The organism is Nocardia lijiangensis NBRC 108240 (assembly GCF_001613045.1).
In the GTDB taxonomy this organism is placed as follows: Bacteria; Actinomycetota; Actinomycetes; order Mycobacteriales; family Mycobacteriaceae; genus Nocardia; species Nocardia lijiangensis.
This window is the reverse complement of the sequence record NZ_BDBP01000066.1, coordinates 49,200-60,494: the sequence shown is the minus strand read 5'-3', so window position 1 is coordinate 60,494 and position 11,295 is coordinate 49,200. Positions and strand designations below refer to the sequence as shown.

Annotated in this window: 13 protein-coding genes; 9 read left to right on the top strand and 4 right to left on the bottom strand. The window is 68.9% G+C overall.

The features are described from left to right. Together NL1_RS23665 and NL1_RS23660 are read left to right on the top strand one after the other, a co-directional pair. The coding region (locus tag NL1_RS23665; protein WP_067843293.1) for a guanyl-specific ribonuclease at positions 1 to 312 on the top strand (312 nt) is incomplete at its 5' end. Further along, the gene (locus NL1_RS23660) at positions 312 to 803 is read left to right on the top strand and encodes a barstar family protein (RefSeq protein WP_067843290.1); all 492 of its coding nucleotides are present in this window, start codon (positions 312 to 314) and stop codon (positions 801 to 803) included. The genes NL1_RS23665 and NL1_RS23660, both read left to right, overlap by 1 nt. Before the next feature lie 10 nt (positions 804 to 813). Here NL1_RS23660 and NL1_RS23655 read toward each other — a convergent pair whose 3' ends face one another. Continuing rightward, on the bottom strand, positions 814 to 1,449 hold the full coding sequence (locus tag NL1_RS23655) for a TetR/AcrR family transcriptional regulator (protein WP_067843286.1): 636 nt from the start codon (positions 1,447 to 1,449) through the stop codon (positions 814 to 816). 122 nt (positions 1,450 to 1,571) lie between these two features. Here NL1_RS23655 and NL1_RS23650 point away from each other — a divergent pair, with 122 nt between their 5' ends. From NL1_RS23650 to yhjD, 3 genes are all read left to right on the top strand, one after another. Then, a complete protein-coding gene (locus NL1_RS23650) occupies positions 1,572 to 2,576 on the top strand; it encodes an oxygenase MpaB family protein (RefSeq protein WP_084510889.1) in 1,005 nt (334 codons plus the stop codon). Continuing rightward, a complete protein-coding gene (gene trpS / locus NL1_RS23645; protein ID WP_067843283.1) occupies positions 2,539 to 3,570 on the top strand; it encodes a tryptophan--tRNA ligase in 1,032 nt (343 codons plus the stop codon). Before NL1_RS23650 ends, trpS begins: the two co-directional genes overlap by 38 nt. Before the next feature lie 113 nt (positions 3,571 to 3,683). Next, complete coding sequence (gene yhjD / locus NL1_RS23640) at positions 3,684 to 4,700, top strand: inner membrane protein YhjD (RefSeq protein ID WP_067843280.1); 1,017 nt, start codon at positions 3,684 to 3,686, stop codon at positions 4,698 to 4,700. Positions 4,701 to 4,727: 27 nt separating this feature from the next. Here yhjD and NL1_RS23635 read toward each other — a convergent pair whose 3' ends face one another. Continuing rightward, positions 4,728 to 6,020 (bottom strand): D-alanyl-D-alanine carboxypeptidase family protein, encoded by a 1,293-nt coding sequence (locus NL1_RS23635; protein WP_067843277.1) that lies wholly within the window; start codon positions 6,018 to 6,020, stop codon positions 4,728 to 4,730. Between the two features lie 162 nt (positions 6,021 to 6,182). Between NL1_RS23635 and NL1_RS23630 the strand changes: the two genes are divergently transcribed. Both NL1_RS23630 and NL1_RS23625 read left to right on the top strand, forming a co-directional pair. Further along, positions 6,183 to 7,706 carry an MFS transporter gene (locus tag NL1_RS23630; protein WP_067843274.1) on the top strand — a complete coding sequence of 508 codons (1,524 nt, stop codon included), beginning with the start codon at positions 6,183 to 6,185 and terminating at the stop codon, positions 7,704 to 7,706. Continuing rightward, on the top strand, positions 7,696 to 8,307 hold the full coding sequence (locus NL1_RS23625; protein ID WP_067843271.1) for a TetR family transcriptional regulator: 612 nt from the start codon (positions 7,696 to 7,698) through the stop codon (positions 8,305 to 8,307). Before NL1_RS23630 ends, NL1_RS23625 begins: the two co-directional genes overlap by 11 nt. A gap of 7 nt (positions 8,308 to 8,314) precedes the next feature. On the opposite strand, the gene NL1_RS23620 is transcribed toward NL1_RS23625, so the two are convergent. Beyond that, entirely contained in the window at positions 8,315 to 9,226 is a 912-nt protein-coding gene (locus NL1_RS23620; protein ID WP_067843268.1) for a phenylalanine 4-monooxygenase, read from the bottom strand. 359 nt (positions 9,227 to 9,585) lie between these two features. Between NL1_RS23620 and NL1_RS23615 the strand changes: the two genes are divergently transcribed. Beyond that, a complete protein-coding gene (locus tag NL1_RS23615) occupies positions 9,586 to 9,792 on the top strand; it encodes a type II toxin-antitoxin system VapB family antitoxin (protein ID WP_067843265.1) in 207 nt (68 codons plus the stop codon). Between the two features lie 121 nt (positions 9,793 to 9,913). Continuing rightward, the gene (locus tag NL1_RS23610) at positions 9,914 to 10,597 is read left to right on the top strand and encodes a JAB domain-containing protein (protein WP_067843262.1); all 684 of its coding nucleotides are present in this window, start codon (positions 9,914 to 9,916) and stop codon (positions 10,595 to 10,597) included. A 63-nt stretch (positions 10,598 to 10,660) separates the two neighbouring features. Here the strand turns inward: NL1_RS23610 and NL1_RS23605 are convergent, their stop codons facing one another. Continuing rightward, positions 10,661 to 11,245: a TetR/AcrR family transcriptional regulator gene (locus tag NL1_RS23605; RefSeq protein ID WP_218024478.1), complete on the bottom strand. Its 585-nt coding sequence runs from the start codon at positions 11,243 to 11,245 to the stop codon at positions 10,661 to 10,663. Between the last annotated feature and the right edge of the window lie 50 nt (positions 11,246 to 11,295).

Sequence of the window (11,295 nt, the reverse complement as noted above, 5' to 3'; positions counted from 1 at the left end):
CCCGCCGCGGCCGCGCCGAGCCGGGCGCAGGGTGTTCCCGACCGCGCCTACGTGACGCTGGCCGAGATCGACGCGGGCCGCTGGCCGGATTCGGCGAACGCGCCCGGCACCAAGGGCGGCGAGCGCTGGATGAATCGCGAAGGCACGCTGCCGCGCAGCGATGCGGCGGGCAGGTCGATCACCTATCAGGAGTGGGACGTCAATCCCAAGCAGCGCAACCGTTCCCGCGACGCCGAACGCATCGTGACCGGCAGCGACGGCACGGCCTGGTACACCGGCGACCACTACGAGACCTTCACGAGGATGCGCTGATGCCCCGTCCGGTTCCGCTCTCGCGGTTCCTCGCTCGCCCCGGCGACGGCGCGCCCGCCGTCCCGGGCGGCGGGTCCGAGCCGGTGCTCGGCGCTCTGCCGGTCGACGCGCCGGAACTGAGCGAGGTCCGCTACCGCGCGCCCGCGGGGTACCTGGTGCGCGAGTTACGTGGGCCCAAGATGCGCGGCACGGTGGGCGTGTTCGACGAGTGGGCCGCGGCCTTCCAGTTCCCGTACTACTTCGGCGCGAACAAGGACGCCTTCGACGAATGCCTGCGCGACCTGGACGATTTCATCGGTGAGGCGAGCGGCTACGTCGCCGTGGTGCGCGATGCGGCCGCACTGCTCGCCGATCAGCCCGAAGAGCGGGAGTGGTTCGAAGAGGCGATGCGCGACTGCGCGCGCTACTGGGCGCGGCGCGAGGTCGCGTTCCGCGTGGTCTATCAGAGCGCGCCGCTCTCGACCGAGGTCGTCGCGCTGACCCTGGCCTGATCGGCCCGCGTCACCCGAGGCGGCGCGCCAGGTCCTCGCCGAGCAGGACGAACACGTCCGTGGTGTGTTCGATGAGCTCCTCTTTGCTGAGGGGCAGATCGCCTTGCAACCACGTCGTCAATGTCTGCACCAGCCCGCCGACCAGGTAGGTCGCGCGGAAGAAGATGGCCGGATCCGGCTCGGGATCGGTGATGCCGTAGAAATCGATGCCCTCGGCCGCGACCATGCGCGTGAACACCCGGATCGTCTCGGTGGTCCTGGCCCGCAGTTCCGGTGTTGCCAGACCGGCGATCAGCGCGACCTTGGCTTTGCGCGGATCGTCGGTGAGCAGGTGGATGCCCGCGGCGATGGCGGCGTGCGCCTTGGCGCGCGAGTCGTCGGGCGCGTCGCGCAGGGCGTCCAGGATCGCGATGGCCAGTTCCTCGGCGATCCGGTCGGTCAGCCCGGTGAGCACGGCGTCGCGGCTGTCGAAGTTCTCGTAGTAGTACCGCTCGTTGAGCCCGGCCTGCGCGCACAGCCCGGTGACGGTGAGCTTGGCCAAGCCCTGGGTGCCGACGATCTCGAGCGCCGCGTCGAGCAGTGCGGTGCGGCGCTGTGCCCGGCGCTGGTCGGCGGAGATGCCGCCGTAGGTGCGCTGTGCTGTCACAGCACGATTCTGGCACGGACACGATTCTGGTAGATGGTCTTGCCAGAAGGGTTGATCTGGGGGATTCTATTGCCAGATGCCGTCGGCCCTGGCAGGCAGGGTCTTTCGATGAGGAGACAACGATGTCCGCACGCTCGTCCCTGCCGGGATACTTCGCCGACGACTCCATGGCCAGGCGCGTCATGAGCAAGCGCGCGGTTGGGCTCACCTATGGCCAGCGGGCGCTGGTGATCGGCGCCGTGCACCCCCTGCTCTACGTCGGGACGGCCGAGAACACCGAGCATCGCAGCACGCCCTACACCCGGCTGGCGCTCACCGGGAAACTGTTCGAGGCCGTCTTCCTCGGCAGCAAGGAGGAGGCGGACCGGGCGCTGGCGTTCACCACCAAGAAGCACGCCACCGTGGCCGGCGAGCTGCCCGAGGACGCCGGGCCGCACCATCCCGCGGGCGCGCCGTACTCGGCCTTCGATCCGCACCTGATGTTCATGACGATGGCGTTCACCTTCGATTCCGCCGAGGTGATGCACGATCTGCTGGTCCGCAGGCTGACCGACGGCGAGCGGGAGGGGCTGTATCAGGACTACGTGCGCTGGGCCGAACTGTTCGGTATGCCCCGCGATGCCGCGCCCGCCGACTACCCGGCCTTCCGCGACTACTTCGACGGCTACCTCGCCTCCGATGAGCTGTTCCTCACCGACGAGGCCCGGTTGGTCGGCTCGTACCTGGCGGGTCAGCGCGTCCCGTATCCGCAGCGCGCCCCGCTGCAACAGGTCACCTCGGCGTTCTTCCTGCTGGTGCAGGGCAGTCTGCCGCCGCGCATCCGCGCCATGTACGGCATCCGCTGGGGGATGACCGACGAGCTCGCCTTCCGCGCGCTGGCCGGCGGTGTTCGCGCCGCGCACCTCGCGCCGCCGCTCGCCCCCAGGGTGCTGCGCGGCACGCTCGCCGGTCCGAGCGGCCCGGTCTACCGGTTGGTCTCCGAGCGGGAACGCAAGCTCGCGCGGACCGGCAGGCCGAGCATGCCCGGCGTGGACTCACGCAACTGGGCGGCCCGAAATTCCGCTGGACCCGCATGGAAAGATCGGGGGCATGTCGAGTCCCGCATCAGCCCCGGCCGCCGAGCGTAAACAGCGTGTGCTGTCCGGGATCCAGCCGACCAGCTCCTCGTTCCACCTGGGCAACTACCTTGGGGCGCTGCAGTACTGGGTGACCATGCAGGACGACTACGAAGCGCTGTACTTCATCCCGGACATGCACGCCATCACGGTCCCGCAGGACCCGAAGGAACTGCGGGCGCGCACCAGGGCGGCGGCGGCGCAGCTGCTCGCGATCGGTATCGACCCCAAGAAGTCGACGCTGTTCGTGCAGAGCCAGGTGCCCGAGCACGCCGAGCTGGCCTGGGTCCTCAGCTGCATCACCGGTTTCGGCGAGGCCAGCCGGATGACCCAGTTCAAGGACAAGTCGGTGCGGCAGGGCGCGGAGAACGCCACCGTCGGCCTGTTCACCTATCCGGTGCTGATGGCCTCCGACATCCTGCTCTACCGCCCGCACCAGGTGCCGGTCGGCGAGGATCAGCGCCAGCATCTGGAGCTGACCCGAAACCTGGCGCAGCGCTTCAACACTCGCTTCAAGAAGACCTTCGTTGTGCCGGATGCGCACATCGTCAAGGGCACCGCGAAGATCTACGACCTGCAGGACCCGACCGCCAAGATGAGCAAGTCGGCCGCGACCGACGCCGGTCTGATCAACCTGCTCGACGACCCGAAGATCACCGCCAAGAAGATCCGTTCGGCGGTCACCGACACCGAGCGCGAGATCCGCTACGACCCGGAGCTGAAGCCGGGCGTCAGCAATCTGCTGGTGATCCTGAGCTCGCTGAGCGGGACGCCGATCGTCACGCTGGAGAAGGACTACACGGGCAAGGGCTACGGCGACCTGAAATCCGACGTGGCCGACGCGCTGGTGGAATTTGTCACGCCCTTGCGCGCCGAGGTGGAAGAGTATCTGGCGGATCAAGGCGAACTCGACCGCATCCTCGCCGCAGGCGCGGAGCGGGCGCGAGAGATCGCCGGCAACACCCTCGCACAGGTCTACGACCGGGTGGGTTTCCTGGCCCGCTGACCCGGGTACGACGCTAGCGAGGGCCACGGCGTGCCTCCGCCTTCGCTCCGGCGTGGGCGGACTGTCGACGGACTGCGCCCGTTGCGTTCATCAGGCGTCGAAGGGGCGAGCAGGTGCAGGCGATCGACAACGTCAAAGCCACGATCGAACGCCGCGTACAGGCGCGGCCCTGGCTGGACCATCTGATCCGGGCAGGCGGCCGCTACCAGCGCCAACGCGGCGACCACTACGCGGCCGGGATCACGTATTTCACCGTGCTGTCGCTGTTTCCGTTGCTGATGGTGGCGTTCGCGGTCGCGGGCTTCGTGCTGGCGGGCAATCAGCAGCTGTTCCAAGAACTTCAGGACAAGGTCGTCGAGAACATGCCGGGTGAGCTGGGCACCCAGCTCAACTCGCTCATCGATCAGGCGGTCCGTTCCCGGAGCACGGTCGGTGTGCTCGGCCTGCTCGCCGGTCTGTATACCGGGCTCGGCTGGATGGCGAATCTGCGCGCCGCGCTCACCGAGCAATGGGAGCAGAAAGTCGAGGAAGGCAACTGGTTCCGCACCAAGCTCTCCGACCTCGGCGCGCTCGTCGGGCTCGGTCTTGCTTTTGTGGCGTCGCTTGGGCTTTCGTCGCTGGCCTCCAGCAATCTGGGCGCCCAGCTGCTTGCGCGCTTCGGCCTAGACGACCTGCCCGGCGCCCGGCTGCTGTTGACGCTGCTGTCGATCGTGTTCGCGCTGCTGGCGAGCTGGGCGGTGTTCGCATGGATCATCGCGCGGCTGCCGCGCGAGCCCGTCACGCTGGCCAGCGCCGCGAAGGCCGCGCTGCTGGCCGCGCTGGCCTTCGAGGTCTTCAAGTTCGTCGCATCGATCTACCTGCAGATCGTGCTGCGCAGTCCGGCGGGCGCGGCCTTCGGTTCGATCATCGGTCTGATGGTGTTCAGCTACATCACCTACCGCATCATTCTGTTCGCCACCGCCTGGGCCGCGACGGCGTCCGAGAACGAACCCGAGCCCCTGCCGCCCGAGCCCGCGGTCATCCGGCCCCGCGTGGTGCACACCGCAGGGCGGTTCGGCAGTGGCGCGGCGTATTTCGGCGCGGGTGCGCTCGCCGCCCTCGGGCTGGCGACTCTGCGCAGGCGACGCTGAGTTCGCCCGCGCGGGATCGGCTCCGGCTCAGCGGCGTTGACGGTTGACGCGCCGTGCCTTGAGCAGCAGGAACAGAATCAGCACGATGCCGCCGACCATCAGCAGGGTTCGGGGGCCCGGGTATTCGCGCTCGTGCGGTGGGCTGGCGAGCACGTCGCCGCCCTCCGGGCCGGGCGGAGTGGCCAGGGCCGCAGTGGGTGCGGCGCGGTCGGCGTGGTTCGGCAGTGTGCCGACCTCGGTGCCGCGCGGCAGTGCGAAACCGTAGTCGAGCAGCCGGGCCGCCTGTTCCCACGGCCGCACCGGCCGCACCTCGGCCTGCAGCAGGGTGACCGCGAGCCTGCGGCCGTTGCGCTCGGCGGCGGCGACGAAGGTCTGCCTGGCGTCGTCGGTGAAGCCGGTCTTGCCGCCGAGCGCGCCGTCGTAGTTGAACAACAGCTGGTTGTCGTTGCCGACGAAGAAGCCGGGGTGGTCGGTGTCCTCCGGGATCTTCGGATTCTTGGGATAGCCGGGGAACTCGATCTGTTCGGTGTGGATGAACTCGGCGAACAGCGGGAGGGTCATCGCCTCGCGGAACAGCAGCGACAGGTCGTAGGCCGAGGTGCTCATGCCTGGCCCGTCGAGGCCGGACGGCGTTGCCGCGCGAGTGTCGAAGGCGTACAACGATTTCGCCAGCTGATTCATCCTGGCCACGGTCGCCTCGTCGCCGCCGAGCTGGGCCGCGATCGCATGCGCGGCGTCGTTGCCCGAGGCCATGATCAGCGCCTGCATGAGCTGCCGGTTGGTGTACTGCCCACCGGGGCCGATGCCGACGCGGGTGCCGTCGACGTTCGCGTCCTCCTGGGTGCCGGTGACGACCGTGTCCAGCTTCAGCGTGCGCAGCGCGACGGTGGCCAGCAGCACCTTGATGGTGCTCGCCGGGCGATAGCGCCCGTGCGGGTCCTTGGCGGCGAGCACCTCGCCGGTATCCAGATCCGACACCATCCAGGCGGTTGCGGAGATGTCCTTCGGTGCGGGCGGTGCGCCTTTCGGCAGTACCACGCCGCACTCGCCCATCCTGGTCCCGCCCACCGGAGGCACGGGGACCGGCAGCGGAGCGGGTGTCGGTTGTCCCGGCGCGGGCACCTCGGAGGAGTCGATCGGCGCGGGCGGCTTGGTCTTCTGCGGGCAGTTGTCGGTGTTCGGGGTGGAGAACGGGGTGGTCGTCGTGGTCGGGGGCGCCGCGAGAACCGGCGCCGCGACCATTCCGCCGAGCAGCAGTGTGGCGGCGGTGAGCACACCGGCGAGGCGTGCGGTGCGGTGGCGAGGATGCGGGAGCTTCATCGGGAGCGAGCGTAACCGGCGCGGTCGGTCGAGGGCCGTCAATTGCCCCGCGCACGGCCGGTGAGAGGCGCATGGCTGGAGCGATCGTGGCGGGTATTGACAGCGACCATGAAATGAGAGTTACCATCAAAAAGTAGTAACTCTCATTTTCTGGAGGGATTTATGAACACAGATTCCCGGCGGTGGTTCGCCCTCGGGGCGTTGGCGATCGCCATGCTGACCATCGGCCTCGACGTGACCGTCCTGACCGTCGCGCTGCCCACCCTCGCCGTCGACCTGAACGCGAATACCGGTGCGCTGCAATGGTTCAGCTCCGCCTACACGCTGGCGCTCGCGGCATTCATGCTGCCCGCGGGCGCGCTCGGCGACCGCTACGGCCGCAAGCGGATCCTGCTCGCCGCGCTGGTCTTGTTCGGCCTGTCCTCGCTGGCCTGCGCCTTCGCGGACACCTCGGGTCAGCTGATCGCGGCGCGGGTGGTGCTCGGCATCGCCGCCGCGGCCATGATCCCGCTGTCCCTGGCGGTGCTGCCGGTGCTGTTCCCCGAGCAGCGGGAGCGGGCCCGCGCCATGTCGATCTGGGTCACCGCGACTTCACTGGGTCTGCCGCTCGGGCCGGTGCTGGGCGGTTGGCTCGTCGACAACTTCTGGTGGGGTTCGGTCTTCCTGATCAACGTGCCGATGGTGGTGATCGGCGCGGCGGCGGTGGCCGTGCTGGTGCCGGAATCGCGCAATCCGCAACAGCTTCCGTTCGATCTGCCCGGCGTGCTGTTGTCGATGCTCGGCATGCTCGGCGTCACCTACGGTTTCATCCGCTTCGGCGAACAGGGCTGGGACGACGCGGCGGCCTGGGGGGCGCTCGCCTGCGGTGCGGCGAGCACGGGGGCGTTCCTGCTGTGGCAGTGGCGCGGCCGCCATCCGCTGATCGACCTCGGGTTGTTCCGCAGCAGCGGTTTCCGCTGGGGGTCGGTGTTCGCCGTGCTCATCACCTTCGCGATGTTCGGCATGTTCTTCACCGTGCCGCAGTACTACCAGGAGGTGCTCGGCGCCGACGCGCTCGGCAGTGGACTGCGGCTGCTCCCGATGATCGGCGGCATAGTCGTCGGCGCGCGGCTGGGGGATCGGCTGCTGTCGAAAGCCGGTGCGCGGGTGGTGATCACGGCCGGGCTGGTGCTGCTCGGCATCGGGCTCGGCTGGGGCGCGCTGACCGACGTGGACAGCGCCTACTGGTTCACCGCGTGCTGGATCACCCTGATCGGCACCGGCATGGGCATGGGCATGCCGGTCGCGATGGCGGTCGCCATCGATGATCTGGACGTCGCGCGGGCCGGTGTCGGATCCGCGCTGCTGCAGGCGTTGCGCCAGGCAGCGGGCACCATCGGCGTCGCCTTGCTCGGCACCGTGCTGGTCACCCGGTACCGCGCCGAACTCGGGGCGCTGAACGTCGCGCCCTACGACGACGGGGTGAGCAGCGGGGCGGCCGCCGCCAAGGCGAGCGGAAGCGCGGAGGCGCTGGCGCAGGTCCAGTCGGCGTTCGTCGGCGGGATGAGCCTGATGCTGTGGGTCTGCGCGGCCATCTGCGCGGTGTCGGTGCCACTGGCGTTGTGGGTGCTGCCGCGCCGCGCGCCCGCGGACGCACCTGCCACCGCCGGGGTGCGGGATGAGTCAGAATCGACACATGTCGGTTGAGTCAACGGGTGAAGGTATCGCGGCGCCGGGACTGCGGGAGCGCAAGAAGGAGCGGACCCGCCGGACGATTCGCACCGAGGCGTTCCGGCTGTTCCGCGAGCAGGGTTACGGCGAGACCACCATCGAGCAGATCGCCGCGGCGGCCGATGTCTCGCCGAGCACCTTCTTCCGCTACTTCCCGACGAAGGAGCAACTGGTCATCGCCGACGACCTCGATCCGCTGCTGGTCGAGGAGTTCCGCGGCCAGCCACGCGGCCTTTCCCCGGTCCTGGCCTTTCGCAACGCGGTCGACGCGTCGCTCGCCACCCTGACACCCGAGGAACTGGCCTTCGAACAGGAACGCCAGGCGCTGGTCTACCACGTGCCGGAGCTGCGCGCCGCCATCGGCATCGAACTCGAGCGCGGCATCGAGATGATCGCCGAGATGATCGCCGAATATCTCGGCCGCCCCTCCGACGATTTCGAGGTGCGCGTGACGGCGGGTGCGATCACCGGTGCGGGTCTTGCCATTTCGCTGCGCACACCGGTGAACGCGGAGAATCTCGGGCACGCGATGGACTTCCTCGACGCCGGTCTGCCGCTCGTCCGCCCCGCCGAATAGGCAGGGTTCAGCTCGCTTCGGCCACCGACGGGCGCCGCTTGTCGTGCAGCGCGCGCAGGGGAGTGTCGTCGTCCATCTCGGCGAAGAAGCCGCCGACCACGTCCTCGATCTCCGAAATCGATGCGGCGCAATAGAGAATCGGCTGGTAGTGGGTGATGTCGTAGGCTGCGGTCCCCATCGCGACCACGTCCAGCGGCCGCATCTCGGCCTGCCGGAACTCGTCGAGCTCGCCGTAGGAGGACAGGAGTCCCGCTCCGTAGCAGCGGATTTCGCCCTGCTCACGGACGACACCGAACTCCATCGAGAACCAGAACACATCGGCGAGGAACTTCAGCGCCGTCTCGGTGGTCAGCCTGGCGACCGCCGCACCGACGATTTCGTAGATGGCGGCGAAGCGCGCGCTGGCGATCTGATTGGCGTGCCCGATGATCTCGTGGATGGCGTCCGGTTCCGGGGTGTAGAGCGGTGCGGAGTGGTGCCGGATGTACTGGGTGGAGTGGAAGACCCGCTCGGCGAAGGAGCCGAAGAACTCGCGCAGCGGCACCAGGCCTGCGGCGGGGACGTAGTGGAAGCCGGTGAGCGGGGCCAGGGCCGCGGTCACCTCGTCGAGTTGCGGGATGTGGTCGTGGGGCAGGTCGAGCCGGGCCGCGGCGGCTTGCACCTCGGTACACGCGTAGGTGCGGTGTTTGCGTGCCAGTTCGGCGGAGACGATCCGCCAGACCTGCTGTTCTTCGTCGGTGTAGTCGATCGTGGGTGCGGGTTCGCCCGGCTTGTAGGCCAGCGCGAGAGCGGCGATGGAGTTGCGGCGGGCCCGGTAGTCGGGGTCGTGCACGCCGGGGTGCTCGTCGCTCAGGTGCACCGTCACGTCGCCGTCACCGGTACGGGTGACCGGCGAGTACAGCTGAGCCTCGGTGAACATATCTCGATGCAAGCACCGCCTGACCGTTCCGACAACAAAAGCCCGGCCAGCTGTACACACTGCCTAGCTGGCCGGTCCGTTTCCGTCGGTTACCGGTCTCGTGGATGGAAACCGGTGGCAGCGCGCGATTCAGTGCCCGCGGTGCGGGTAGCTCCACCTTCGCTCCGCCGTGCGCGGGCTATCGGCAGGCGTCGTGCGCGGCGCATGATAGGCGTCGACCACCGCGTGGTGTGTCTCGCGGCCGGTCAGCCACGTGTTCGGCCGGGTGGTGACCACGAAAGCGGCCGGTGTGTGTACGCGATTTGCCGGACATGAGCGGGGGTGATGGCGCAAGATGGCGAAAGTACGAAGGAGGACGCATGCGTACGGTGCGGATCGATCTCGACCAGAAGCTGTTGGCCGCCGCCGCAGAGATCATGGGGACATCCAACAGCAACGCCACCATCAACGAGGCGCTGCGCCGAATCGTGGTGCACGAGCGGCAACTTCACCACCTGGAGAAGCTGGCCGCGGGTGTGCTCTGCGCGCTGCCCGCGCCGGAAGTCGTCACCGTGGTCGACGGTTAGACATACTCCGACTTCACTCCGGCCGTGCGCAGGTCTCGATTCTGCCCGAGCCGCGCCCACCCGACCTGTCGGTGGCCGCTGGCATGATGCGAATCCTCCAACGCATTCGAGGGGGATTGTGATGTCGGTACCGATCGCCAACCTGCCCTTCGGCCAACGCCCGCGCGAGCGGCTGCTCGCGGTCGGCCCCGCCGCGCTCAGCGACAGCGAGCTGCTCGCCATGCTGCTCGGCCAGGGTCGCCGAGGCGAGAGCGCACTGGACATGGCTGCCGAACTCCTCGCCGAATACGGTGGTATACCCGGACTCTCGGCGGCTCGGCCCGAAGAACTGTTCCGCAAGACCGGGATCGGGGTGGCCAAAGCCGCCGCGATCATCGCGGCCTTCCAGCTCGGCAGCAGGGCGCGCGCCGAACCCGCGCCCGCGCCGCGTCTGGAAAGCGCCTTCGACGTCGTCCGCATCGCCCGCCCGCTGTTCGACGGCGCCCGCGTGGAGCGGCTCCTCGTGCTGGTGTGTGACACTCAGAATCGCTTGCGGCAGAAGGTATTCGTCGCCGAGGGCGCCGTCGATCGGGTCGCCGTCCCGATCCGCGAGATCCTCAACACCGTGCTCCGCCACGACGGCCGCGCCTTCGCCCTCGTGCACAACCACCCCTCCGGCACGGCCGCGCCCAGCCTCGACGACCGCCGCACCACCACGCTCCTCATGGACGCCGCTCACACCGTAGGTCTCCGCTTCCTCGACCACGTCGTCCTCGCGGGCGAACACTGGTCCCGCGCCACCCCCTCACCCCTGCACCGCGAGTGAGTCGGTTCGGACTGCCCTGACGACTCATACCCGCGATTGCCGGTGACGGCCGCGATCGGACACCTACTTGCGAGATGCCGCGCTTCGTGTCGTTTCCTGCTCGGGCCACACTCCCTCCGACAGGTGCCCGCGCAGGCCGATTTCGGCGGCTCGGCGCACGATGCCGGTCATCGTGGTGGGTGCCAGCTGTCCCCTGGCGGAGTCGTCCAGCACCGCGTCGACCGCACCGACCATCGCACCGGTCAGTGCTGCCGCGTACAGGGCGTCGAGGTCGGCGGGGTAGGCGTCGAGCAGGGCGCGGGTCAGGCGCTGCCGCAGGCCGGCGTTACGCAGCAGGGCGGCGGCGCGCAGGGCGGGCACTTCGGTGATGAGGCGGGCGCGGATGTGGGTGAGTTCGTGGTCTAGGGGGAAGCTCCAGCTCGTCGCCGTGCTGAGGTGCTCGATCGTGCGCAACAGCAAGTCGGCGGGGCGTTCGTCTGGGGCGCGGGCGGCGAAGATCTCGGCGAGGAGTGCGTCGTAGAGATCGTCGTCGGCGAAGACCACGTCTTCCTTGGCGGTGAAGTAGTTGAAGAACGTCGCGTAGGAGACCTGTGCGGCGGCGGCGATCTCGGCGACGGTGGTGTTGTCGTAGCCCTTGTCGCCGAACAATCGCAGGGCCGCTACGCCCCGCGAGTCGCGCGCCGCGAAAATGGCGATGG

Coding starts and splice junctions, on each gene's coding strand:
- NL1_RS23660 (WP_067843290.1), top strand. CDS start 312: ATGCCCCGTCCGGTTCCGCTCTCGCGGTTCCTCGCTCGCCCCGGCGAC.
- NL1_RS23650 (WP_084510889.1), top strand. CDS start 1,572: ATGTCCGCACGCTCGTCCCTGCCGGGATACTTCGCCGACGACTCCATG.
- trpS (WP_067843283.1), top strand. CDS start 2,539: ATGTCGAGTCCCGCATCAGCCCCGGCCGCCGAGCGTAAACAGCGTGTG.
- NL1_RS23635 (WP_067843277.1), bottom strand. CDS start 6,020: ATGAAGCTCCCGCATCCTCGCCACCGCACCGCACGCCTCGCCGGTGTG.
- NL1_RS23630 (WP_067843274.1), top strand. CDS start 6,183: ATGAACACAGATTCCCGGCGGTGGTTCGCCCTCGGGGCGTTGGCGATC.
- NL1_RS23625 (WP_067843271.1), top strand. CDS start 7,696: ATGTCGGTTGAGTCAACGGGTGAAGGTATCGCGGCGCCGGGACTGCGG.
- NL1_RS23620 (WP_067843268.1), bottom strand. CDS start 9,226: ATGTTCACCGAGGCTCAGCTGTACTCGCCGGTCACCCGTACCGGTGAC.
- NL1_RS23615 (WP_067843265.1), top strand. CDS start 9,586: ATGCGTACGGTGCGGATCGATCTCGACCAGAAGCTGTTGGCCGCCGCC.
- NL1_RS23610 (WP_067843262.1), top strand. CDS start 9,914: ATGTCGGTACCGATCGCCAACCTGCCCTTCGGCCAACGCCCGCGCGAG.